The sequence below is a fragment of the Leifsonia sp. McL0627 genome (genome assembly GCF_058244615.1).
In genome coordinates this window covers 1,143,940-1,165,289 of the sequence record NZ_JBZCGM010000003.1, presented here as the reverse complement: position 1 = coordinate 1,165,289, position 21,350 = coordinate 1,143,940, and the positions used below count along the sequence as shown (strand labels likewise).

Annotated in this window: 27 protein-coding genes; 17 read left to right on the top strand and 10 right to left on the bottom strand. The window is 69.4% G+C overall.

Going from position 1 to position 21,350, the window contains the following annotated elements; all coding sequences use genetic code 11:
- The first annotated feature begins 11 nt into the window (after nucleotides 1-11).
- From AC37TH_RS13825 to AC37TH_RS13790, 8 genes are all read left to right on the top strand, one after another.
- Complete coding sequence (locus tag AC37TH_RS13825) at nucleotides 12-1,016, top strand: squalene cyclase (protein ID WP_490764915.1); 1,005 nt, start codon at nucleotides 12-14, stop codon at nucleotides 1,014-1,016.
- 157 nt (nucleotides 1,017-1,173) lie between these two features.
- Nucleotides 1,174-1,536 (top strand): hypothetical protein, encoded by a 363-nt coding sequence (locus AC37TH_RS13820; protein WP_490764914.1) that lies wholly within the window; start codon nucleotides 1,174-1,176, stop codon nucleotides 1,534-1,536.
- A 27-nt stretch (nucleotides 1,537-1,563) separates the two neighbouring features.
- A complete protein-coding gene (locus AC37TH_RS13815) occupies nucleotides 1,564-2,436 on the top strand; it encodes an alpha/beta fold hydrolase (RefSeq protein WP_490764913.1) in 873 nt (290 codons plus the stop codon).
- Between the two features lie 47 nt (nucleotides 2,437-2,483).
- On the top strand, nucleotides 2,484-2,939 hold the full coding sequence (locus AC37TH_RS13810; RefSeq protein ID WP_490764912.1) for a hypothetical protein: 456 nt from the start codon (nucleotides 2,484-2,486) through the stop codon (nucleotides 2,937-2,939).
- A complete protein-coding gene (locus tag AC37TH_RS13805; RefSeq protein ID WP_490764911.1) occupies nucleotides 2,936-4,165 on the top strand; it encodes an NRAMP family divalent metal transporter in 1,230 nt (409 codons plus the stop codon). Before AC37TH_RS13810 ends, AC37TH_RS13805 begins: the two co-directional genes overlap by 4 nt.
- Nucleotides 4,162-4,563: a hypothetical protein gene (locus AC37TH_RS13800; RefSeq protein WP_490764910.1), complete on the top strand. Its 402-nt coding sequence runs from the start codon at nucleotides 4,162-4,164 to the stop codon at nucleotides 4,561-4,563. Before AC37TH_RS13805 ends, AC37TH_RS13800 begins: the two co-directional genes overlap by 4 nt.
- On the top strand, nucleotides 4,550-4,885 hold the full coding sequence (locus tag AC37TH_RS13795) for a PRC-barrel domain-containing protein (protein WP_490764909.1): 336 nt from the start codon (nucleotides 4,550-4,552) through the stop codon (nucleotides 4,883-4,885). The genes AC37TH_RS13800 and AC37TH_RS13795 overlap by 14 nt, the downstream gene beginning before the upstream one ends.
- A 48-nt stretch (nucleotides 4,886-4,933) precedes the next feature.
- Entirely contained in the window at nucleotides 4,934-5,185 is a 252-nt protein-coding gene (locus tag AC37TH_RS13790) for a hypothetical protein (protein ID WP_490764908.1), read from the top strand.
- 43 nt (nucleotides 5,186-5,228) lie between these two features.
- Here the strand turns inward: AC37TH_RS13790 and AC37TH_RS13785 are convergent, their stop codons facing one another.
- Nucleotides 5,229-5,792 carry an isochorismatase family protein gene (locus AC37TH_RS13785; protein ID WP_490764907.1) on the bottom strand — a complete coding sequence of 188 codons (564 nt, stop codon included), beginning with the start codon at nucleotides 5,790-5,792 and terminating at the stop codon, nucleotides 5,229-5,231.
- 327 nt (nucleotides 5,793-6,119) lie between these two features.
- On the opposite strand from AC37TH_RS13785, the gene AC37TH_RS13780 reads away from it, so the two are divergent.
- A complete protein-coding gene (locus AC37TH_RS13780; protein WP_490764906.1) occupies nucleotides 6,120-7,712 on the top strand; it encodes an ABC-F family ATP-binding cassette domain-containing protein in 1,593 nt (530 codons plus the stop codon).
- Nucleotides 7,713-7,731: 19 nt separating this feature from the next.
- On the opposite strand, the gene AC37TH_RS13775 is transcribed toward AC37TH_RS13780, so the two are convergent.
- From AC37TH_RS13775 to AC37TH_RS13755, 5 genes are read right to left on the bottom strand one after another with little or no spacing between them, the layout of a single operon-like run.
- Entirely contained in the window at nucleotides 7,732-8,265 is a 534-nt protein-coding gene (locus tag AC37TH_RS13775; protein WP_490764905.1) for a putative immunity protein, read from the bottom strand.
- 27 nt (nucleotides 8,266-8,292) lie between these two features.
- Entirely contained in the window at nucleotides 8,293-8,763 is a 471-nt protein-coding gene (locus AC37TH_RS13770; protein WP_490764904.1) for an SRPBCC domain-containing protein, read from the bottom strand.
- 9 nt (nucleotides 8,764-8,772) lie between these two features.
- Nucleotides 8,773-9,426, bottom strand: a complete 654-nt coding sequence (locus tag AC37TH_RS13765; protein WP_490764903.1) for a dihydrofolate reductase family protein — start codon at nucleotides 9,424-9,426, stop codon at nucleotides 8,773-8,775.
- 13 nt (nucleotides 9,427-9,439) lie between these two features.
- Nucleotides 9,440-9,766 carry an ArsR/SmtB family transcription factor gene (locus AC37TH_RS13760; protein WP_490764902.1) on the bottom strand — a complete coding sequence of 109 codons (327 nt, stop codon included), beginning with the start codon at nucleotides 9,764-9,766 and terminating at the stop codon, nucleotides 9,440-9,442.
- Nucleotides 9,767-9,798: 32 nt separating this feature from the next.
- On the bottom strand, nucleotides 9,799-11,028 hold the full coding sequence (locus AC37TH_RS13755) for an AI-2E family transporter (RefSeq protein WP_490764901.1): 1,230 nt from the start codon (nucleotides 11,026-11,028) through the stop codon (nucleotides 9,799-9,801).
- A gap of 261 nt (nucleotides 11,029-11,289) precedes the next feature.
- Here AC37TH_RS13755 and AC37TH_RS13750 point away from each other — a divergent pair, with 261 nt between their 5' ends.
- The 3 genes from AC37TH_RS13750 (at nucleotide 11,290) to AC37TH_RS13740 (ending at nucleotide 14,266) form a co-directional block, all read left to right on the top strand.
- On the top strand, nucleotides 11,290-12,063 hold the full coding sequence (locus tag AC37TH_RS13750; RefSeq protein ID WP_490764900.1) for a polyprenol monophosphomannose synthase: 774 nt from the start codon (nucleotides 11,290-11,292) through the stop codon (nucleotides 12,061-12,063).
- Nucleotides 12,064-12,093: 30 nt separating this feature from the next.
- Nucleotides 12,094-13,470, top strand: coding sequence for a hypothetical protein (locus tag AC37TH_RS13745; RefSeq protein ID WP_490764899.1), 1,377 nt, complete (start codon nucleotides 12,094-12,096; stop codon nucleotides 13,468-13,470).
- 145 nt (nucleotides 13,471-13,615) lie between these two features.
- Complete coding sequence (locus AC37TH_RS13740; RefSeq protein WP_490764898.1) at nucleotides 13,616-14,266, top strand: hypothetical protein; 651 nt, start codon at nucleotides 13,616-13,618, stop codon at nucleotides 14,264-14,266.
- Here the strand turns inward: AC37TH_RS13740 and AC37TH_RS13735 are convergent.
- On the bottom strand, nucleotides 14,260-15,522 hold the full coding sequence (locus AC37TH_RS13735; protein WP_490764897.1) for an MFS transporter: 1,263 nt from the start codon (nucleotides 15,520-15,522) through the stop codon (nucleotides 14,260-14,262). The two genes, AC37TH_RS13740 and AC37TH_RS13735, sit on opposite strands and share 7 nt — an antisense overlap.
- 185 nt (nucleotides 15,523-15,707) lie before the next feature.
- Here AC37TH_RS13735 and AC37TH_RS13730 point away from each other — a divergent pair, with 185 nt between their 5' ends.
- Together AC37TH_RS13730 and AC37TH_RS13725 are read left to right on the top strand one after the other, a co-directional pair.
- Entirely contained in the window at nucleotides 15,708-16,469 is a 762-nt protein-coding gene (locus AC37TH_RS13730) for an ABC transporter ATP-binding protein (protein WP_490764896.1), read from the top strand.
- The gene (locus AC37TH_RS13725) at nucleotides 16,466-17,890 is read left to right on the top strand and encodes an ABC transporter permease (protein ID WP_490764895.1); all 1,425 of its coding nucleotides are present in this window, start codon (nucleotides 16,466-16,468) and stop codon (nucleotides 17,888-17,890) included. The genes AC37TH_RS13730 and AC37TH_RS13725 overlap by 4 nt, the downstream gene beginning before the upstream one ends.
- A 39-nt stretch (nucleotides 17,891-17,929) precedes the next feature.
- Here the strand turns inward: AC37TH_RS13725 and AC37TH_RS13720 are convergent, their stop codons facing one another.
- A complete protein-coding gene (locus AC37TH_RS13720; RefSeq protein ID WP_490764894.1) occupies nucleotides 17,930-18,409 on the bottom strand; it encodes a MarR family winged helix-turn-helix transcriptional regulator in 480 nt (159 codons plus the stop codon).
- A 106-nt stretch (nucleotides 18,410-18,515) separates the two neighbouring features.
- On the opposite strand from AC37TH_RS13720, the gene AC37TH_RS13715 reads away from it, so the two are divergent.
- Genes AC37TH_RS13715 through AC37TH_RS13705 form a run of 3 tightly spaced genes read left to right on the top strand, consistent with a single transcriptional unit; the run spans nucleotide 18,516 to nucleotide 20,530 of the window.
- Nucleotides 18,516-19,394 carry an alpha/beta fold hydrolase gene (locus AC37TH_RS13715; protein WP_490764893.1) on the top strand — a complete coding sequence of 293 codons (879 nt, stop codon included), beginning with the start codon at nucleotides 18,516-18,518 and terminating at the stop codon, nucleotides 19,392-19,394.
- 42 nt (nucleotides 19,395-19,436) lie between these two features.
- Nucleotides 19,437-19,964: a GyrI-like domain-containing protein gene (locus AC37TH_RS13710; RefSeq protein ID WP_490764892.1), complete on the top strand. Its 528-nt coding sequence runs from the start codon at nucleotides 19,437-19,439 to the stop codon at nucleotides 19,962-19,964.
- Nucleotides 19,965-19,978: 14 nt separating this feature from the next.
- Nucleotides 19,979-20,530: an MOSC domain-containing protein gene (locus AC37TH_RS13705; protein WP_490764891.1), complete on the top strand. Its 552-nt coding sequence runs from the start codon at nucleotides 19,979-19,981 to the stop codon at nucleotides 20,528-20,530.
- 66 nt (nucleotides 20,531-20,596) lie between these two features.
- On the opposite strand, the gene AC37TH_RS13700 is transcribed toward AC37TH_RS13705, so the two are convergent.
- Together AC37TH_RS13700 and AC37TH_RS13695 are read right to left on the bottom strand one after the other, a co-directional pair.
- The gene (locus tag AC37TH_RS13700) at nucleotides 20,597-21,016 is read right to left on the bottom strand and encodes a hypothetical protein (protein ID WP_490764890.1); all 420 of its coding nucleotides are present in this window, start codon (nucleotides 21,014-21,016) and stop codon (nucleotides 20,597-20,599) included.
- A gap of 101 nt (nucleotides 21,017-21,117) precedes the next feature.
- Nucleotides 21,118-21,342 carry a hypothetical protein gene (locus AC37TH_RS13695; protein ID WP_490764889.1) on the bottom strand — a complete coding sequence of 75 codons (225 nt, stop codon included), beginning with the start codon at nucleotides 21,340-21,342 and terminating at the stop codon, nucleotides 21,118-21,120.
- Nucleotides 21,343-21,350 lie beyond the last annotated feature (8 nt).

Below are 21,350 nucleotides of genomic sequence, written 5' to 3'. Positions count from 1 at the left end.
CCGTGCTGCCCATGAGCACGGACGCCGCTGTTCTCGACTGGATGCTGGACTCCGACCCTGCGCTGCGCTGGCAGGTCGAGCGGGATCTGCTGGGCGCGCCTCCTGAGGTGTGGGCGGCCACCCGCGCCCGTGTCGCCACGGAGGGTTTCGGCGCGAGGCTGCTGGCCGAGCAGGACGACGACGGGCAGTGGGCCGGCGGCGCGTACTTTCCCGGCGACATGTCGTTCGAGCATCCGGATGAGCGGGATGCGGGCGGCCAGCCATATCTGGCGACCACCTGGAGCCTCAACGCGCTCCGGGAGTGGGGCGTCGACGCCTCCGTCCTCGCAGGCACCGCCGACCTGCTTGCGGCGAACAGTCGCTGGGAGTACGACGACCTGCCCTACTGGGGAGGCGAGGTCGACTGCTGCATCAACGGTTACACGCTGGCGAACGGTGTGTGGCTCGGCGCCGACGTCTCCGGGCTCGCGCAGTGGTTCCTCGATCACCGGATGTCCGACGGCGGCTGGAACTGCGACTGGGTGGAGGGGTCGACGCGCTCGTCGTTCCACTCCACGCTGAACTCGCTGACGGGGCTGCTGGCGTTCGAGGGCGGGACGGGAGGAAGCGACGCGCTGCGCGCAGCCAGGCACGCCGGAGAGGAGTACCTGCTCGAACGTCACCTCCTCCGACGCTTGTCGACCGGCGAGATCGTCGGCCCGTGGGCGACGAGGTTCGCGTATCCGTTCCGCTGGCCGTACAGTGCTCTGCGCGCGGCGGGCTACTTCCGTGCGGCGGCACTGCACGACGACACGGCCCCCGATGCGCGGCTGGCTGACGCCGTCGAGGTGATCCGCGCATCCCGGACGGCAGACGGCCGATGGATGCAGGAGTACCGGCATCCGGGGCGGGCGTGGTTCGAGGTCGACGTGCCACCGGGCGAGCCGTCGAAGTGGCTGACCCTGCACGCCTCCAGAGTGCTCGACTGGTGGGAGGCGGCCGAGGGCACGTCGGGTTCGGTCGCGCCAGGGGATTGACGATCGCGCTGCCGAGGGCCACGGTGAGCGGCGAGCCGGATGGCGGGTCGAGCTGACAGGGGCGGCCGACATACCGCAGCCCCGGCCGTGGCGGCGGCCGCGCGCGAGATCGCGCGGTCGCCGTCTGGGGCACCGATCGACGTGGGAGGAACGGGACATGACAGTGAGCCTCAATAAGGACGGCCTCGCGCACGCGCGTGGGCTGCTTCGCCGCGGCGACACGGTCGCCGACGAGCGCGACGACTGGAGCGAGCACGCGCCGACCGCCGAGGAGGAGAACGCGTTCATCGACGCGCACGGCATGGGGGAGTTCGCGAAGTGGCATCTCGGCGAGGACACCTCGAAGACCGAGGGGACCAAAGGCAGGTATTCGTTCCCGTACGGCGACTTCCGGAAGCTGCACCGCTGCGCGGTCATCTCCGGTGAGAGCAGGGCCGGCCAGTACGACCACCCCACGATCAAGAAGGCCCTCAAGGAACTGCTCGGCGGGATCGACCGGGCGCAGGAGCGCGCGGACTAGAGCGCGGAAGGACAGGAGAACGACCGGATGTTCGCCGGTTTCGACTGCGACGACATCGACGTCGGCGATGGCGTCGTCCATGTCCGGCATGCGGGCGATGGTCCTCCGGTCGTCCTCCTGCATGGGCATCCGCGCACCGGTGCGACCTGGCACCGGGTGGCTCCGACCCTGCTCGATCTGGGCTTCACCGTGGTCGTGCCCGACCTCCCCGGCTACGGGGCGTCCACCGTGCCCGACCCCCGGCCCGATCACGTCCCGCACTCCAAGCGGGCGACGGCCGATCGCATCCTGGCCACGATGGATGCGCTCGGGCACGACTCGTTCGCGCTGGTCGGTCACGACAGGGGCAGTTACGTGGCGTTCCGGCTGGCGATGGACCACCCGGGGCGGGTGTCACGGTTGGCGCTGCTCGACTGCATCCCGATCGTGGAGCACCTGGAGCGGATCACCCCGGAGTTCGCGACGGCATGGTGGCACTGGTTCTTCTTCGCCCAGCCGGACGTTCCGGAGCGGGTGATCCTCGCCGATCCGGATGCGTGGTACCACGGCGATCCGGAGCGCATGGGCCGCGCGAATCACGACGAGTGGCGACAGGCGATGCGCAACCCCCGCGTGGTGCGGGCGATGCTCGAGGACTACCGGGCAGGCCTCACGGTGGATCGGGAGCACGAGGAGGTGGACAGGAACGCCGGACGGAGGATCGAGCAACCGCTGCTGGTGCTGTGGTCCGGCCGCGACGACCTGGAGGAGCTGTTCGGCGATCCGCTCGCGATCTGGGCGGACTGGGCGACCGACGTGCGCGGCTGGGCGATCGACTCCGGGCACCATATGGCGGAGGAGGCGCCGGACGAGCTGAGCGTCGCCCTTGCGGCGTTTCTGACGGATCGGCCTGCCGGGTGACGTCCAGCCCCTTCCCAGAGAACGCGCAGAGGCATACTGTTCGCGCCGTGAACGTGAGATCGACCATCGGCAGAGCTGCCGCCTCCATCGTCGTCGTCATCGTCGCAGCGGTGCTGTTCACCGGATGCGCGAGCGCGACGTCGTCGCTGCGCCAGGCGGCAACGGACGCACGGTCGGCGACGGCGGCGGCGCAGCTCGCCGTGACCCAGCAGCGCGACGACCGCACCTTCCTGACCACCACGCAGACCGCGCTCGGCGACGCGGTGACCGAACTCGGCTCGGCCGAGCAGGCCGCCACCGAGGTCGAGCCGTCCTCGCCGGCGGAGACGGCGGCGCAGACGCGCACCCTGGCGGCGATCAGGGCGGCGACCGACGCGGTTCTCGCAGCCCAGCGGGCTGTGGAGACGGACGCCGCCTCTGCCGTTCCCGCGCTCCGAGCGGCGGCGACCGACCTCCAGAAGCTCACGGCCCGGCTCCAGGCGGCAGAACAGGCGAAGCAGTGAAACGGCTCCTGGGCGTCATGCTCGGCGTTCTCACCGCCATCGGCGGCTTCCTCGACATCGGGGACCTCGTCACCAACGCCGTCGTCGGCTCGCGCTTCGGGATGTCGTTGGCGTGGGTGGTCGTGGTCGGCGTCGTCGGGATCTGCCTGTTCGCGCAGATGTCCGGCAGAGTCGCCGCGGTCAGCGGCCGCGCGACCTTCGAAATCATCAGGGAACGGCTCGGGCCGAGGACGGGGCTCGCGAACCTGACGGCGTCGTTCCTGATCAACCTCCTCACCCTGACTGCAGAGGTCGGCGGCATCGCGCTCTCGCTGCAGCTGGCGAGCAGCATCGAGCCGACGCTCTGGATCCCGGTGGCGGCGTTCGCGGTCTGGCTGGTGGTGTGGCGGGCGAAGTTCTCCCTCATGGAGAACGTGACGGGGCTGCTCGGGCTGACACTGATCGTGTTCGCGGTCGCGGTGTTCCTGCTGCACCCGAACTGGGCGGTGCTGGCCGGCCAGGCCATCACGCCGCACGTTCCGGCCAGCGAGCACGGCGCCACGTACTGGTACTACGCCATCGCCCTGTTCGGGGCGGCCATGACGCCGTACGAGGTGTTCTTCTTCTCCAGCGGAGCCGTGGAGGAGAAGTGGAAGAAGAAGGACATCGCGCAGTCCCGCATCAACGTGCTTGTCGGCTTCCCGCTCGGCGGTGTGCTCTCGCTCGCCATCGCCGCATGCGCGACCATCGTGCTGCTCCCGCGCGGCATCGACGTGACCTCGCTCGCGCAGGTGGCGCTTCCCGTCGCGGAGGCGGGCGGAAAGCTCGCGCTGGCACTCGTGATCGTCGGCATGGTCGCTGCGACGTTCGGCGCCGCCCTGGAGACCACGTTGTCCAGCGGATACACGCTCGCCCAGTTCTTCGGCTGGTCGTGGGGCAAGTTCCGCCGGCCCGCACAGGCGGCGCGCTTCCACATCACCATGATCGTGGCCCTGCTGATCGGGATCGGCGTACTCGCCACGGGCGTCGACCCCGTGGCGGTCACCGAGTTCTCCGTGGTGTTCTCCGCGATCGCTCTGCCGTTGACATACCTGCCGATTTTGGTCGTCGCCAATGACAAGCAGTACATGGGGGACTCCGCGAACGGGAAGGTGACCAATGCGTTCGCGATGGTCTACCTCGGGATCATCCTGGTCGCCTCGATCGCCGCGATCCCACTGATGATCGTGACAGGGATGGGCGCATGACGGACGACCTCGAACCACCGGTGGAGTACGCGGGTCAGGTGCTCGACGCCGAGCTGCACCTCCTCGACAGGCAGATCCTCGACCGCGACGATGTGCCGATCGTCACCGTCGACGACCTGGAGCTGTCCGGCATCCCGTTCGACGAGCCGATCGAGCCGGGCACGCCGGCGCCGGTCATCACCGCACTGCTCAGCGGTTCGGCGCTCTGGACCAGGATGTTCGGAGGCCGCCCTCCGCGCTCGCGGTTGCACGGCATCCCGTGGTCCGACGTGGCGCGCGTGGATGTCGTCGTGTCGCTGGGGGTGCCGGGTGAGCAGCTCGACGCCACCTGGGTGGAGCGCTGGGCGCGCGACCACATCATCGCGCGCATACCGGGAGGCCGGCATGATCCTGAGTGACCTGATGCAGACGCCGGTGCTCGACGCCGACGGCACGAGGCTCGGCCGCGTGATCGATGCACGGTTCGTGGTCGACGGCGCCCCGGGGCCCCTGCTGTCCGAGGCGCGGCTGGACGGCTTCATCGTCAGCGCGCACTCCGGCTCGTCGTTCCTGGGCTACGAGCGCAGCGACGAGAGGTCGCCGTGGCTGATCGCGCGGTTCCTGCGCTGGCGGCACCGCGGCGCGTTCCTGGTGCGCTGGGAGGATGTCGCTCGGATCTCCCCGACGGGCGTCAGCTTGCGCGAGGGCTACCGTCGGTACGAACCGGGGCTGCGGCGCTGACGGCCGGCTCCGCCGTCATTGTCGCACGGAGAGCGCGAACCGTCCGTCGTGACTCGGTCCGCCGCCGGCCGCAGCGGCGAAGGCCGTGAACGCCGCAGCAACGACGTCCCTGTCGTCCGCGGAGAGGACATCGGTGATCGCCCGCCGCCGCTCGTTCAGGACGTGCTCGATGAGGGACCGGACGACCGCGTGGTCGGCACGTACATCGGAGCGGAGCACGACGGGGAGGAGCCGCTCGTCCGCGACGCGAAGCTCCGGCGCGGCAACTACCCGAAGGCCGAGCGCGGAGACCAGCGCTGAAGCCGACCGCTGGGGCTACCGCCGTCCGACCGCCGGCCGACTGCTAGTCCCGCGTGGCGGCGAGCAGCTCGATGACCTCCGCGGTCGTCCCCGTCTCGCCGATGCGCGGGAAGACGTTGCCGACGACGTAGTCGTGCACCTCGGCGCTCCTGTCCGTCATCGCATCCGTGGCGAGGGTGACGTTGTAGCCGTTCTCGTGCGCGTGCCTGGCCGTCGACTCGACGCCGGCGCTTGTCGCGATGCCGGCGAGCACCACCTGGGTGACGCCTTCCGCGGTGAGGTACGCATCCAGATCGGTGCCCGTGAACGCGCCCCAGGTCTGCTTCGTGACCACGTGGTCGCCGTCGGCCCTGTGCAGCTCGGCCACGAACTCCATCGCGTCCGCCGGACGCTCACCGGCCGCCGGTCGCGGCGTCTCCGTGCGGCCGGGAGCGCCACCGGCGACGTTCACCAGCACGACGGGCAGGCCGTGGGAGCGGAAGGCGTCGGCGAGCGCACCGGCGTTCGCGAAGACCTCCTCGCCGCGCGCGACGGGGTACGCGCGGATCGCGTTCTGGAGGTCGACGACGATCAGGGCCGTGCGCTGGTCGAGTGTGCTGAGAGTCATGCCGGTGAGCCTTTCGAAACGGGGATTCGAGCCTACGCCCGCGCGGTATCGCGTCCGTCCCGGCAGAGGCCTGCTCACTGAGCGTCTTCGCAGGATGCGAGTCGGTTCCGCTACAGTCGTTGCTGTGCTGATCCCCGAAGTCGACAGAGCCTAGCCACCGAATTCTCGGTGGCGGCCCCGCAACGAGCACCGCGTGCTGCCCTCCGCAGGGCCGCGCCGTCGTGTTGCGACGCCGTCTGGCGCGCCGACCGGTCACACCGGTCCGCGGCCTGGTTCTCGTTCATTCCGCTCCCGCATCCGGCGAGCGCGCACGTCTTTGGGATTCTCATGTCAGTCAACGCATCCATCGTTCTCAGCAACCTCTCCTTCGCCTGGCCGGACGGCGAACCCGCCATCACCGGCGTCACCGGCAGCTTCGGCACCGGGCGGACCGGCCTCGTCGGCGACAACGGCGCGGGCAAGTCGACGCTCCTCCGCCTCATCGCCGGCGAACTCGCCCCGACGGCCGGGTCCGTCAGCGCCACCGGCGATGTCGGCTATCTGTCGCAGTCGCTCACCTGGCGGGACTCCACCACCATGGCCGACCTGCTCGGCATCGCCCCGATCGTCCGCGCCGTCCGCGCGGTCGAGAGCGGGGACGTGGCCGAGCACCATTTCGACACGATCGGCGACGACTGGGACATCGAGTCCCGCGCGGACGAGCAGCTCCGCCGGGTGGGCTTCAGCTCCGCGGACCTCGACCGGAGCGTCAGCGCGCTGTCCGGAGGCGAGGTGATGCTTGTCGCGATCGCAGGGCTCCGAGTGCGCCGGCTGCCGATCACCCTGCTGGACGAGCCGAGCAACAACCTCGACCGAGACGCCAAGCGGATGCTCGGGGACCTCGTCGACACCTGGCCAGGCACTCTCGTCGTCGTCAGCCACGACCTCGACCTTCTCGACCGGATGGAGGAGACCGCCGAGCTCTACGGCGGTCGGCTCACCGTGTTCGGCGGTCCGTACACGGAGTGGAGGGAGAACCTCGACGGGCAGCAGGCCGCCGCTGTTCTGGCCGCGCAGGCCGCGGACCACGCGGTCAAAGCCGAACGACGCCGGCGGGCCGAGGCGGAAAGCAAACTCGCCAAGCGCGCGCGCACAGCAAAGACGGCCAACGAGAACAAGCGAGGGTCGAAGATCCTGATGAACGGACAGGCGTCCCGGGCGGAGAACTCGGCAGGGAAACTGCGCACCGGGCTCGACGACCGGCTGGACGCCGCCAAGGCGAACAAGGAGCTGGCGGCGGCGCGCATCCGGCCGGATCAGAAGATCAGCGTGCAGCTTCCCGACCCTGACGTCCCGGCCGGGCGGCGGATCGGCGAGCTGCACGGCACCGACCGCACCATCTTGATGCAGGGCCCGGAGAGGATCGCGATCGTCGGCGCGAATGGGGTCGGCAAGACCACCCTGCTCGAGAACCTCGTCTCCGGCCGTCCCGCCGAGCCGGGGCGCGCGGGCGGCGTGCTGCACACCGCCCGGGTCGGCTACCTCACCCAGCGTCTGAACGATCTCGACGAGAGTCGCACCGTTCTAGAGAACCTGCGGGCCGTCGCGCCGCAGACACCGGATGCGCAGATCCGCAACCAGCTCGGCAGGCTGCTGGTCAAGGGGAGCGACGTCGACCGGGCCGTCGGCACCCTGTCGGGCGGCGAGCGGTTCCGCGTGTCGCTCGCGCGGCTGCTGTTCGCGGACCCTCCCGCACAGCTCCTGGTGCTCGACGAGCCGACGAACAACCTCGACCTGGTGAGCGTCGATCAGCTCGTCTCGGCGCTCACGGCCTATCGCGGCGCCCTCATCCTCGTCAGCCACGACGACCGGTTCCTCGCCAGGCTCGGACTCACCGAGGTGGTTGAACTCGGTGCGGGAGGTGAACTGCGCCGGGTGTAGGCGCAGGAGTTGCCGGCGGTCACGCGGACAGGTTGGCCTGGATCATCCGGATCACCGTTCCGCGCGTCCCGGACGCGAGGAGCCCGGTCCCCAGCGGCCCGGCCGAATCCTGGCCGAGCGGAGGCAGGCTCGCGAGCGCTGAGCGCGTGTCCGCATCCAGGTGGTCGAGCTGCCAGCGGACCTCACGGTCGACGGCGCCGGGATCGTCCGGTGCGGCGAACCCCGCTGCCGTCGCCGCGTAAGCTGCTGCGCCGAGCGCGTGCGCGCCCATGTGCGCGACACCGGCTGCCTGCGCAGCGGAGAGCGCCGCCGCCTTGGCGGCGGGGTCGGCCAGCCCGCGCGCGGCACGCCCGGCGACGAAGCGTCGCCGGATCTCCTCGGCCGCGCCGAACTCGCCGCGCGCGAACCCGCGGGCGTGTTCGATCGCCTCCCGGGGCCGGAGGTCGTCCGGCACTGCGGCCTCGAAGAGCGGGAGCACCCTTTCCGCGCAGTCGGCAGCCCAGGATGCGACGAGACGGCGATCCTGCAGGGACAGCGCTTGGGGTGAGGCCACGGGAGCAGCCTCTCACACGCCCGCGCCTCAGCCGATGGACTCCAGATGCCTCCCCAGCTGATCGAGGATGCCGCGGCTTCCTGCTTCGCGGTTCGGCCCGTCCGCCCAGAACCGGTCGAAGAACACCCCGTGCTCGACGTGCGTGAACCGGGTGCCGCCGTCGACCGGCTCGAACTCGTACGACACCACCGACGTGGACATGTGTACGCCGTCGAGCCACATGTCGTAGGTGGCGACGATGCGCACCTGGTCGACGATGTCGGTGTACGTGCCGACGTACCGGGAGACCGGGCCGTCGTGGAAGGCGCCCTCGGCGACGTCCTGGCCGCCGACGCGGAAGTCGAAGACCCACTCGCCGGAGGCGTAACTGTCGCCGGAGCCGAACCAGGCATACTTCTGGTCCTCTTCCGCGAACGCGCTCCAGACGCGGTCGACGGGGGCCGGGTAGTCGCGGGTCAGTGTGAAGCCCGAGCGTGCGATGCGGCGTTCGGTCGTCATGCGGCAGCCCTAGGCTTCTCTGCTGAAGGTGACGTGGATGACACCGCTCTCGGCCACCTCGGTCGTAGCCTGGTGGGTGTGCTCGATGCCGCGCAGGCCGTCCCACAGCCGTTCGCCGCTGCCGAGCAGCATGGGTGCGATGCCGACGTGCAGGTCGTCCACCAGGCCGGCGCGGAGGAACTCCCTTGCCGTGCTGATCCCGCCGCCGATGCGCACATCCTGGCCTGCAGCAGCCTCGGTGGCTTCGGCGAGCACGTCCTGGATCGCGGTGTTCCGGAAGTGGAACGTGGTGCCGCCGTCCATCGGGATGGACGGGCGCGGAGCCGAGTGAGTGAGCACGTAGACGGGGTAGCCGAACGGCGGGGTGTCGCCCCACCAGCCCTTCCAGTCCTGGTCGTCGGGGAACGTGTGGAAGCCGAACATCCCTGCTCCCATGACCTCGGCGCCGATGCCCTCGAAGTACGCGGCTGCGTACTTCTCGTCGACGCCCGTCGTACCGCCGCCGCTGGCGTCTTCGAGCACGCGGGTGCGGAACGTCCGGGTCGCCGTGTATGCCGCTGTGAGGCGGCTCCAGTCCTCGCCCATCGGCTTCTCCGGAGTCTGGTCGGTCGTAGAGCCGAAGCCGTCCAGCGAGATGTTCAGGTCGATACGTACACGAGTCATGTCAGTGTCCTTTCTAGGGGGTGCGGAGGAGGTGGATGCCGAGCCGGTCGGCGTGGTTCTCTGCCGGCGTCCGCTGCTCGCCGAGCCACAGGTGGAGCACGTCGAGTGCTCCGGGGCGCAGGCTCACGGTGCGGACGCGGCCGTGCTTCTCCGACGTGATCAGGCCCGCATCCTCCAGGATGCGCAGGTGCTGCAGGAGCGACGGCAGAGCCATGTCGAAGGGAGCGGCGAGTTCGGACACCACGGCGGGGGAGAGCGCCAGCCGTTCGACGACGGCGCGTCGCGTCGGGTCCGCGAGGGCGCGGAGCACGGCGTCGAGCTCGTCATAAAACCTAGGCATATGCCTAACTATTGCTCACGGACGCCCATTCGTCAACCGTCCTGTCGCGGCTGGCCGCCCTCTGCGGGGGAGTGGGAGCCCTTCCGTGCCGCACGTTCCACCTTCAGCTCGGCCGACTCGGTCTGCATGAGCTGCTTGGTCTCCGACAGGTCGCCGATGACGGCACGCCAGACCCGGGCCCGCGGATCGGAGTCCACCAGGACCGCGCGCACGAGCAGGGTGAGCGGCACGGCGATGATCGCCCCGAGCGGCCCCAGCACGATCGCCCAGAACAGCACGGAGAAGAACGTGAGCGTCTGACTGAGCGCGACGGCGTTTCCGACGACCTTCGGCTGGACGATCGACTGCACCACCGCGTTGACGATGCCGTAGACCACGATGATCGCGATGACGGTGCCCCAGCCGCCGATCAGATAGCCGAAGACCAGCGGAGGAACGATGGCGACGAAGTATCCGACGTTCGGGATGAAACTGCAGAGGAAGCTGAGGATCGCCCAGAGCAGCGGCGCCGGGACGCCGATGATCCAGAGCGCGAAACCGTTGATCACGCCCTGCACGATGCCGAGTGCGGTGGTCACGACCATGTAGCGCCGGACACTGTGCGCGAACCCGGTGAGCGCGTAGACGAGGTTCGGCTTCTTCGGCTTCAGTTGCTCGAGCAGGGTAGGCGCGTAAGCGGCGTCCGCCGGCATCAGGATGAGCATGGTCAGCACGATGACGCCGAACGTGAGCACCCCGAACGCCCCACCGAGCACGCCGCTGAAGAAGTCGACGAACTTGGCGGGGTCGAAACCGCCCACCACCGCTTTCACCTGGTCCGGCCCGACTCCGAGGGTGTGCAGCCACTCGCCGATCTGTGCCGCGATCTGCTGGAACTGGGCGGCGTACTGCGGAAGCATCCCGGCGAACTGGGCGAACGCGATGACCAGCAGGGCCGCGAACCCGGCCAGCAGCGCGAACGTGGTCAGCGCGACGGCGCCGGTCGCGATCCCGGCCGGTGTGCCGTGCCGGGTGAGCCAGACGCGAACGGGCTGGGCGCAGATGACCAGGATGAGGGCGAGGAGCGTCGGGGCGAGGATGCTGCCGATCGCGTGCATCCCGAACGAGACGACGACGACGCCGGAGAGTCCGAGAAGGATCCGGACTCCGCGCCCGCCAGGCGCGTCGGTGCCTGCGCTGGCATCCGGACCGGGCGGCGGTGGCGGAGGCGACGGTTTCGGGCGGCGGGAGAACGGCCACCAGCGGGCGGATCTTCCGGCCATCGGAGGTCCCCCTTCCTCGCGTACTCCACGGAAGAACGCGGCTGATTGTGAGGCTACGGCGGTCGGCGGGCGCTGTCTAGAGGCGGCCCGATGAGCCGTATCGCCCAGACGCCGTCGCGCGGACGCCGGGGCGGTGGCTGTTCGTCTCGCCACCGGCGGATTGATCGAAGATGCATAGCCGTCTCCCAGGCTGCATCCCGCTTTCTGTGGCGAATCTTGGAGCCTCGGGTATCGAATGAAACGAGAGACCTGGAGGCGAAGATGGGACAGCGAGAGTGGTCGGCGGAGGTACCCGTCACCGGCGTCACCGTGGTGATTCCGACTTTCAACGAGGCGGGGAACATCGGGATGCTCGTCGAGCGCCTGTCCCGTCTGCTCGATCCTGATTCGACCGAGGTGCTGATCGTCGACGATTCGACCGACGACACCGCCGCGGTGGCGTTGGCCGCCGCCGAGCGGGTTCCACAGAGCATCCGTGTCATCCACCGGCTGGATGCGCTGGGTGGCCTCTCCGGAGCCGTGCTCGTCGGTCTGCGGCTGGCCGTCCATCCGTGGGTCGTCGTCATGGACGGCGATCTGCAGCACCCGCCCGAGGATGTGCCGCGCCTGGTCGCAACAGGCAGGGCACAGGGCGCGGACATCGTCGTCGCATCTCGCTATCGGCAGGGCGGAAACGCCGGCGGTCTCGACGGGTCCGTGCGCCACATCGTCTCGACCGCGAGCGGTCTCGCCGCGCGCGCCCTCTTCCCGCGACGGCTGCGGGGCTGCTCCGACCCGATGACCGGCTTCTTCGCTGTGCGACGGGATGCGCTCACCCTGGAGTCGCTGCAGCCGCAGGGCTTCAAGATCCTGCTGGAAGTCCTCGTGCGGCACCGCCTGCAGGTGGCGGAGATCCCGTTCGTCTTCGGCACCCGTCCGGCCGGGGTCTCCAAGGCGACACTGGCCAACGGGACCGCCTACCTGCGCCAGCTCGTCGCGCTGCGTCTGCACACGAGCTCGCCGGAACGCGACAGGGTCGCCGTCGACGCCGCCTGACGGTCGACGCCGTCTGACGATGGATCGCGAATGACCACCACGCCGCTCGTCCCGCGATCGCGACGGTCGCACCTTCGGGACGCGGTCCGCCGCCGCCCCGCCCTGCTGCTGATCGGCTTGGGGCTGCTCTTCACAGCCATCGCCTGGCTGCGCATCCCGGCTGTCGCCAGGGACACGTTCTGGGCCGAGGACGGCCGCACCTTCGTCTCTGCGGCAGCGCTGGGCGGACCGAGCGTTCTTTTCCAGCCGTATGCCGGCTACCTGCACACCGTCCCGCGCCTGGCGGCGGCCCTCGTGGTGCTGCTGCCGGTGTCGTGGTGGGCGCTCGCCACCACGGCCATCGCGTGCGTTGTCGCCGGTGGTCTCGCCGTCGTCGTGTTCGTCTGCACCCGCGACGTCGTGACCTGGCTGCCCGCGCGGATCTTCATCGCCGGACTAACTGTCCTGGCGCCCTTTGCGCCGCGCGAGGTTCTGGGCAATCTCGCGAATCTGCACTCGCTGTTCCTCTGGACGCTGTTCTGGAGCGTGCTGGCCAGACCGCGCACGCGGTGGGGCGCGATCGTCCTCTCGGCGGGGGCGTTGCTCGGTGCGTTGACCGAGATCCAGGCAGTGCTCCTCCTTCCTCTCCTGCTGCTGTTCCCTTCGCGGGAGCGTCGCGTCTGGATCGTCAGGGCCGGGCTGCTCGCCGGGGTGCTCGTCCAGCTGGTCGTGACGCTCGGCTGGCCGCGCGCGCAGAACACGAACCCCGGCGTCGATCCGCTGTCCGTGGCCTACGGCTACCTGATCAACGCGGTGATGCCGCTCGGCGTGTCCCAAGCCCAGCTCGGGCACGTCCTCGCCTCGAGCGGTCCGGCGCTCGGACTCGGAATCCTCGCTGTGATCCTGACGGCTGTCTGGTACGTCGCGGCGCGCGGCACACCCGCGCAGCGGCGGCTCGTCCTGGCAGCGCTGTGCGGATCGGTGCTCCTCTATCTGGCGAGCGTGGAGGCCAACCCGAACAGCTTCTATGACTACGCCCGCCTCACCTCGGCCGAGCAGGAGACGGTCTGGCTGGCTCGATACGGGGTCGTCCCCTCCATGCTGCTCGCCCTCATCCTGCCGGTGGCGGCGACGATCGCGCTCGCCCGCCACCCGGTGCGGCCCCGGTCCGCCTGGTGGATCGTGTCGGCGGCCGGCCTGTCGGCCGTGCTCATCCTCGCCCAACTCGCGCCGCAGTGGACGCGCCGATCGAACGGGCCCGAGTGGCGACCCCAGATCGCCGCTGCGGCAGCGCAGTGCCGCCGGGACGACGACCTGGCGTTCGTGAACCTCCGCGAGACGATCAGCTGGAAGGTGAGCGTGCCCTGCCGTGACCTCGCGGCGACCGCCACTGTCGACCAGGATCGCCCCGCTCCCCGCGCCGGGTAGCGCGCGGCGGCACCCGGCGTCCTGCGCGCGGGCCCGCCTCCAGGATCGAACATTGAGTGGCGGCGTGCTTATGCTCGTGGGGTGAGCGCAGGGACTCACGGACGTTCGACCGTCAGCGACGGAGTGAGAAGCGGGGGAGCAGCAAGTGAGAGCCAGCCGATCGCGGAGACGGGATCGCCCGACGGACGACACCGGCTCGGAGGGGCTGTCACGGCGCGGCTGGCTTCTGCTCGTCGGCGTCACCGCGGCCGTGGGGCTCGCCGTCGTGACCGCCGCCATCCTCGCGCTGGGGAGCCCCGCCGGAGACACTCGCGCGAAGGATTCCCCGACATCTCAGGCCGCGGCGCCGCGCATCCCGGATCTCGCGACAGGACCCACGCCGCTCGGCCTGCCGCCGAGGCCGACGCACACCCTGCTCGCCACCGTCCCGTCGGAGCCGGTCGCCTCTCTGGCCTCAGGGGACTGCCTGCAGACCTACGACTCGAAATGGGCGGACAGCTATCCGGTGGTCGGCTGCTCAGCGCCGCACATCGCGCAACTCTTGTCGTCGGGGGTGCTCCCGGAGGCGGCGGGCTCAGCCTTCCCCGGCACGGCCGCTCTGGACACCGAGGTCAGCGACCTCTGTCAGCCACACCTGAATTGGGACTGGGTCGCGGTCTGGAACGAGGACGTCCAGGTGGACCTGCGCTACCCGGACACGAGCGAGAAGTGGGCGACCGGCACGCGCACGTACTACTGCTTCGTCTACACATACTCGCGCCACGAACTGACCGGAAGCGCAGTCGCCGGTCAGTGACCCGGATCGCGGCGTCCAGCGCTGTCATCAGGTTCGGCCGCGGACCGGAGCGGCGACAGGACCGCCGTGAGCGCGGCTGCCGCGAAGACGACGACCACCCCGACGATCACCAGACGGTCGCCCACCAGGCCGACGAGCAGGCCGGATGCGAGCGCGCCCACCGCCGCCATCGTCCGGTTGACCGAACGCCGGGTGGCGCTGGTGCGGCCGAGAAGTTCGTCCGGTGTCAGCGTCTGCCAGAAGACCTGCTCGTGGGTGTTCTCCGCGCCCATCGCGAGCCCCTGGAGCGCGAGAGCGACGAACAGGAGGACCACGCCGACCGTGCTCGGAGGAGCCAGCGCCACGAGCAGCCAGCCGACCGGGTAGATCACGCGGGCGAACACGATCACGCGGCCCGACCCGAGCCAGGCGCCGAGCCGGGGAGCGAGCGAGGCGCCGGCGAAACCGGTGATGCCGAACACGGTCAGCAGCAGCCCGAACGTGAACGCGGAGAAACCGAGGGTGCGCAACGCCAGGATGGACAGCGCCGTCATCGCCGCACCATTGGCGATGAACCAGATGTGGGTGGACACGGCCAACCGGCCGAGAGTCCGATGACGGTATGTCGACGTCAAGCCGTCGCGGATCTCGGCGCCGAAGCGGCTTGTGCGGGGACCAGGTCTCGGCTCAGCGACACGGATACTCGCGTTCAGTGCCGCATCCACGAGGTAGCTGACCGCGTCGACGGCGATCGCCACCGGCGCACCGAGCAGCCCGACGAGTCCGCCGCCGAGAGCCGGCCCCAGCGTCTGAGCGGCTGCATCCGACTGGTCGAGCCGTGCATTGGCCGACATCAGACGCGTGCGCGGCACCAGCCGGGGGAGCAGCGACTGGGTGGCGGCGAACCCGAAGACCGAGAAGCCCCCGAAGAGCAGCAGAGCGAGGGCCAGCATCCAGATCTGAAGCACGCCGCAGAGCCACAGGACAGGAATCGCCCCCAACGAAAACGCCCGCCCGACACTCGCCCACACGAGGATGGGCTTCCGACGCCAGCGATCCGCGAACACACCGGCGATCAGCCCGAGCAGGGCATAGGGCACGAACTGCGCGGCGTTCACGACACCGACCTCGAGCGGCGTCGCGTGCAGCACCTGAACGACCAGCACCGGCATCGCCACGGCGGTCACCGCCGTGCCGAAGGAGCTGATCGTGGCAGCGGTCCAGTACCGGGCGAACGAACCACGGGAGATGGGACCAGAGACCTTCAGATCACCCACCAGCTCACCCCCTCGTGTCTGTGCACCACGGTAGCGGAGCCCTCCCCGCCCGAGGAGATGAGAGACCCCGCAGGACTGTCACGAGAAGCTCAGCCGAGCGCCTCCCGCTGCCCCTAGGTTTGACAGGCGCAGCGGCCGATCTCGGCGCAGGCGCACCACCCACTTTCACACTCGCGAGGTCGTCAATGTCCGAATCTGTCGTCGCCACGACGGTCGTAGCCAGCGCACGATCTGTCACAAAGGTCTACGGACACGGGTCGGGACAGGTCACCGCCCTCGACGGCATCGACCTCGAGATCGCCCGCGGGCAGCTGACGGCGATCATGGGGCCGAGCGGCTCCGGCAAGTCCACGCTGATGCACGTGCTCGCAGGGCTCGACGACGTGACGAGTGGCTCCATCACCGTCGGAGAGGTCGAGCTCGGCGCTCTCGGAGACGACGAGCGCACGGTCCTCCGTCGACGCGAAATCGGCTTCGTCTTCCAGTCGTTCAACCTGGTTCCGACACTCGACGTTCTCGGCAACATCATGCTGCCTTTCGAGCTCGACGGTGCGAAGCCGACGGCCGAACGCCTCGAATGGATCGACAAGCTGCTGGCCGATCTCGGCCTGGCGGGCATGAAGAAGCGGCGCCCGCACGAACTCTCCGGCGGGCAGCAGCAGCGCGTGGCCATCGCCCGAGCGCTGGGCGTGCGACCGACGCTGATCTTCGCCGATGAGCCGACAGGGAACCTCGACTCGCGGACGGGCCGTGAGGTGCTCACCCTCCTGCGCTCCGCCACCCGCGAGTACGGACAGTCGGTGGTGCTCGTCACCCACGATCCCGTCGCCGCGTCCTACGCCGACCGCGTCGTCTTCATCGCCGACGGGTCGATCGCGCGTGATGTTCCCGGAGCCGACGCGCAGACACTGTCCGACATCGTCCTCGGACTGGAGACCAGGCCGTGATCCGCCTCGCACTGAGCGAACTGCGGCATCGGGGAACTCAGCATGTCTCGACTGTTCTGGTCGCCGTGATCGCGTCGGTGTTCGCCACCATGCTGATTGAGATGGACGTGATCCTCCAACTCCAGTCGGTGGGCGGCGGGTTCATCGAGCACGGCTTCGTCCGGCTCCTGCTCGCGGTTCTCGGGACGGTGTTCCTCTTCGTCGCGACGTTCGTGGCGTGCATCGTGACCGCGAACACCTTCGGGATCATCATGGCCGGCCGCGTCAAGCGCATCGCGCTGCTCCGTCTGATCGGCGCGAGTGCCCGCGTCCTGCGTGGCGCCGTCGTGGTCGAAGGGGCGACCGTCGGCTTGGTCGGGGCGCTCATCGGGGTCGTGCTCGGCGTGGTGCTCACCCAGATCCTCTGCGGGATCCTCGTGACGACGGGTGCGTTCCTCCCGATCCACATGCAGCTGCTCACTCCGGCGCTGGCCGTACCGATCCTCGTCGGCGTGATCAGCACCACCGGCGCTGCCTGGTTCGGTTCCCGGCGCATCCTGGACGTCTCGCCGATCCAGGCGGTCGGACGCACGGAGGAACCCAGCCTGGCGAGCCTTCGTGGCGTCTCGCCGACGCGCCGGGTCGTCGTGCTGGTGATGGTCTTCGGCGGCCTTGCGATGATGCTGGTGGCCTTCATCGTCGGCTTGAAGACGCCGTTCGCCCTCTTCATCGCAGCCCCCGGAGGTGCGCTGAGTTTCCTCGGGTTCGTCCTCGGCTCGTCGACGTTCCTTCCGCCGATCCTGAAGCTCGTCGGCAGGCTGACCGGCCGGGGACCGGCGAACGCTCTCGCCAGCGCCAACGCGCTTCGCTACCCGGTCCGCGCCTCCCGGTCGACGATCGGACTGCTGATCGGTGTCACTCTGGTCACCATGTTCGCGGTGGCCGCCTCGTCGTTCAGTGCCGAAGCGAACCCCGTGGCCGCAGGCGCGAGCCCGGCCGAAGCGGCGAGCGATCAGTCCTTCCTCGGTCTCACCGTCGGAATCCTGAGCGTGCTCATCGGATTCTCGATCGCGATCGCCGCGATCGGTCTCGTGAACAGTCTCTCGCTCAGCGTCCTGCAACGACGTCGCAAGATCGGCCTCCTTCGGGCTCTGGGGTTCACGGTCGGCCAGGTTCGCGCGATGGTCTTCGCCGAGAGCGCGCAGCTCACCATCGTCGGCGCCGTGATGGGGCTGGTGCTCGGCGTGTTCTACGGGTGGGTGGGAGTGTCCACCGCCATCGCCTCCGATCATCACATCGGCGGGCTGTTCTGGCCGACCATTCCGCTGCCCCTCGTCGCCGCGGTCGTGCTCGGCTCGTTCGCACTCGCGATCGTGGCGTCCCTGCTGCCGTCGCGCAGGGCGACGCGGGTGAGCCCTGTGGCGGCCCTGGCGATCGACTGAACGCCGCGAGTCCAGAAGGACCGCCGGATCAGGTGTGCGTTACTCAGCCGAGAGGTCGCGCTCGACCCCGCCCTCGACCCCGCCACTGCTCGCGCCGTCGGCGCCGAGCAGCTGTTGCAGGGCATCCTGCACCTCGGCGATGCGGTCGGGGCCGACGAGCGACTCCCACTGAGCCCGCAGCTCGTCGAAGACGGCTTCCCCCTCGCGCATGAGCGCGTGTCCGCGATCCGTCACCTCTAGGCGCGCTCGTCGTCCGTCGCCGGGATCGGGGGAGCGGTGGACGTAGCCGGACTCCTCCAGGAACGTGATCGTCTTCGCCGCTGCCTGCTTGGAGACCGACGTGCGCCGCCCGACGTCGGAGACCGAGGCAGCGCCCGCCGCGATGGCGCGCAGCGCAAAATCGTGACTGGGCCGAACCCCGGGATGCCCGCGCGCGTCGAGTCGCTGCGTCGCCTCATCGGCGAGGAAGCGGAATCCGCCGAGGAGCAGCAAGGCCAGGTCGGCACCACGTCGAGACACGGGTTTATCGTAGCGAGCCCAGCCTGAATCGACAACCTGGTTGCTTATCTCTCTCCAGTGTGACAACCTGGTTGTCTTCTTACCTGCACATCCACCAGGAGGCGGCATGATCTCGGAAAAGGCAACGATCCCCGGCGTTCGTCACGAAACGGCAGCGGTGAACGGCACGCGGCTGCACTATGTGACGGCGGGGGAGCGCGGCGCACCGGTGCTTCTGGTGCACGGATTCCCGGAGACGTGGTGGGCGTTCCGCACCCTGATCCCACTTCTCGCCGCTCACCACCGCGTCGTTGCGGTTGACCTCCGCGGCTTCGGTGACTCCGACGTCGCCGACCAGGACTATTCGGACGCTGTCGCCGCCGACGACCTGCATGCGCTGATCGCACACCTGTCGCTGGGTCCGATGCACGTGGTCGGGCAGGACATCAGCGGCGGCGTGGTCTATCGACTCGCCGCAACGCACCCGGGCGACCTGCTCAGCCTCACCGCCGTCGAGGCGGCCCTGGCCGGGTTCGGCGCAGAAGCACTCGCAGACGTCACCCACGGCGGCGTCTGGTACATCGGCGCCCTCGCCGCGCCCGGCATCGCGGAGCTGCTCTTCGAGAAGGAAGCCCAAGCCTTCATCGGCGACTACCTGTACCCCCTCTACGGCGTTCCTCGCAGTGCGATCACGCAGGAGGACGTCACCGAGTTCGCCCGCAGCTACGGCAGGCCGGGCGGATTCTCCGGGGCGGCGGGACTTTACCGCGGGATGCTGACGGAGGGTGACGAACTGCGCCGAATCGCTCACGATCTGCCGCTGCGCATGCCCGTGACGACGATCGGAACTCGTGGGGGAGGGTTCACCCAGGCGGCGTTCCGCGGGGTCACCGAACGGGAGCCGACCGCCATCCGGCTGGACGGCGTCGGCCACTATGTCGCGCAGGAAGCGCCCGGGCTGCTGGCGGAGGCCCTCCTCACGACCTTCGCTGTGCCCACTCCATGACCAAGCAGGACAGCTCCTCCGGGCGCGTGGGAGGATGCTGCCATGCCAACACGTGACCTGGATGTGGTGAGTGGTCCCGAGCTTGCGTACCGCCCAGCTCTCCGAACACTCGGCATCCGGGAGACCGTCCCCTTCCGAACGATGCTCTCCCAGCGGGACCGCTTGCTCGCGGAACTGATCGGCTGGCTCGACGAGCACGATATCGAGCCGACGGGTCCGTTCTTCCTTCGCCTCCATGTGGTGAACATGTCCGACCTGATGGACATCGAGGTCGGCGTCGTGGGGGAGTCGGACGCCACCGACGGGCGCGTCGAGGCCGGGGTCATCCCAGCCGGTGAATACGCCGTCCTGGCATACCGCGCGAAGTCGCTCGCCGCGAACCGTGCCCTGCACGGCTGGGTCCGTAAGCACGGCCTCGAACTGGACACACAGCCGCACCCGCGTGGCGAGGCCTTCGCCTCGCGGTGCGAGATCTACCTGACCGACCCGCGCACGGAGCCGCGCAAGACCCGCTGGATCGTCGAACTCGCCTTCCTCACCCGCTCACCACGAGACGCGGACGGTGAATGAAGGAGGATGAAACGGTGACGGAATTTGACGACCCGCGCGTCGTCGCGGTCCAGGCGAGCGCGACGCATTCGTTCTCCAAGGCCGCCGTCGACGCGATCCAACTGCACGAAGGTCTGGGAGTCGCCGGCGACGCGCACTACGGCGCCACCGTGCAGCACCGCTCGCGGGTCAGGGCCGACCCGTCACAGCCGAACCTCCGCCAGGTGCACCTCATCCACGCGGAGCTGTTCGACGCGCTTGCGGCGACCGGCCACCAGGTGACGCCGGGGGAGTTGGGGGAGAACATCACGACCCGCGGGATCCACCTTCTCGACCTCCCTGTCGGCACGCGGCTCACGATCGGCGACGCGGTGATCACGATCACGGGCCTCCGCAACCCGTGCCAGCAGATCAACGACTTCCAGCACGGGTTGATGAGGCGCCTCGTTCACACCGACGCCGACGGCGAGGTCGTCCGGCTCGCGGGGGTGATGGGCGTCGTCGCGCGTTCGGGCCAGGTGCGGCCCGGTGATCGCATCTCGGTGGAGCTACCGCCGGAGCCGCACTTTCCACTCACGCGCGTCTGAGGGCGAGTCGTTTCGATCGGCGGCCGCCCGAGCGGTCCACGCCGGAGCGATGCGCAGCCTCGCCGGCTATTTCGATGCGCTTCCAGGGCTCGGAGTGGACGACGGGACGATGCCGATGGTCCACGTGCGCGATTCCTGCTGCCAGTAGATGTCGAAGGTGCACGACAGAGGTCGCCTCCCGCTGTCCCGCGACCAGCCGTAGACGGACACCATCGCGGTCATCGGACCGTTCTCCTGCTCGACGACTTTGCTCCGGTTCGCCGGGGCGATGCCGCTGCAATCCGTAACGACGGAGTCGAGGTCTGCTCGAGAAGTCTGTGGGTATAGAGCCTGGAGGCGGCGAGCATCCGGCTTGTCGAACGCGAGCAGGGTGGCGTCGATCTGGCTGGCAGCACCCCCGGCGGGCGGGGCGCCAGTGGGATCGTCCTGGACGCACCCCGTCAGGATGCAGGCCACAACAAGACAAGCCCCGACCAGTTCGGCCACCCTCCCTCCCGCGCGCAGTGAGTGGTCCCGAATTGCCGTGCGGCCGCTGTGCGCGCGGCAATTCGGGACCAGTGGATGCGCGGGGCGCTGACGCTCGGCGATCATGCGGGGCAGTACTCCGACGGCAGCACCGAACTCGGGCCGACTTGGATGCGCTGAATCGCGCCGTCGATGATGTCGTCGTGGAACGAGCGTACTGAGCGCATCGCCTGCCACAGCACGCGTTCACGATGCAGCGCGAACAGCGCACCGAACGCGGCTGCGTCGCCTGAGCGGACCGCGGCCCACTCGTCTGGCTCCGCGTCGCCGAAAACCGAGGACGTCATACCCCATA

Excerpts from the sequence above, each read along its gene's own strand:
- AC37TH_RS13825 (WP_490764915.1), top strand. The coding sequence starts at position 12 with ATGAGCACGGACGCCGCTGTTCTCGACTGGATGCTGGACTCCGACCCT.
- AC37TH_RS13820 (WP_490764914.1), top strand. The coding sequence starts at position 1,174 with ATGACAGTGAGCCTCAATAAGGACGGCCTCGCGCACGCGCGTGGGCTG.
- AC37TH_RS13815 (WP_490764913.1), top strand. The coding sequence starts at position 1,564 with ATGTTCGCCGGTTTCGACTGCGACGACATCGACGTCGGCGATGGCGTC.
- AC37TH_RS13800 (WP_490764910.1), top strand. The coding sequence starts at position 4,162 with ATGACGGACGACCTCGAACCACCGGTGGAGTACGCGGGTCAGGTGCTC.
- AC37TH_RS13795 (WP_490764909.1), top strand. The coding sequence starts at position 4,550 with ATGATCCTGAGTGACCTGATGCAGACGCCGGTGCTCGACGCCGACGGC.
- AC37TH_RS13785 (WP_490764907.1), bottom strand. The coding sequence starts at position 5,792 with ATGACTCTCAGCACACTCGACCAGCGCACGGCCCTGATCGTCGTCGAC.
- AC37TH_RS13780 (WP_490764906.1), top strand. The coding sequence starts at position 6,120 with ATGTCAGTCAACGCATCCATCGTTCTCAGCAACCTCTCCTTCGCCTGG.
- AC37TH_RS13770 (WP_490764904.1), bottom strand. The coding sequence starts at position 8,763 with ATGACGACCGAACGCCGCATCGCACGCTCGGGCTTCACACTGACCCGC.
- AC37TH_RS13765 (WP_490764903.1), bottom strand. The coding sequence starts at position 9,426 with ATGACTCGTGTACGTATCGACCTGAACATCTCGCTGGACGGCTTCGGC.
- AC37TH_RS13760 (WP_490764902.1), bottom strand. The coding sequence starts at position 9,766 with ATGCCTAGGTTTTATGACGAGCTCGACGCCGTGCTCCGCGCCCTCGCG.
- AC37TH_RS13755 (WP_490764901.1), bottom strand. The coding sequence starts at position 11,028 with ATGGCCGGAAGATCCGCCCGCTGGTGGCCGTTCTCCCGCCGCCCGAAA.
- AC37TH_RS13750 (WP_490764900.1), top strand. The coding sequence starts at position 11,290 with ATGGGACAGCGAGAGTGGTCGGCGGAGGTACCCGTCACCGGCGTCACC.
- AC37TH_RS13745 (WP_490764899.1), top strand. The coding sequence starts at position 12,094 with ATGACCACCACGCCGCTCGTCCCGCGATCGCGACGGTCGCACCTTCGG.
- AC37TH_RS13730 (WP_490764896.1), top strand. The coding sequence starts at position 15,708 with ATGTCCGAATCTGTCGTCGCCACGACGGTCGTAGCCAGCGCACGATCT.
- AC37TH_RS13715 (WP_490764893.1), top strand. The coding sequence starts at position 18,516 with ATGATCTCGGAAAAGGCAACGATCCCCGGCGTTCGTCACGAAACGGCA.
- AC37TH_RS13710 (WP_490764892.1), top strand. The coding sequence starts at position 19,437 with ATGCCAACACGTGACCTGGATGTGGTGAGTGGTCCCGAGCTTGCGTAC.
- AC37TH_RS13695 (WP_490764889.1), bottom strand. The coding sequence starts at position 21,342 with ATGACGTCCTCGGTTTTCGGCGACGCGGAGCCAGACGAGTGGGCCGCG.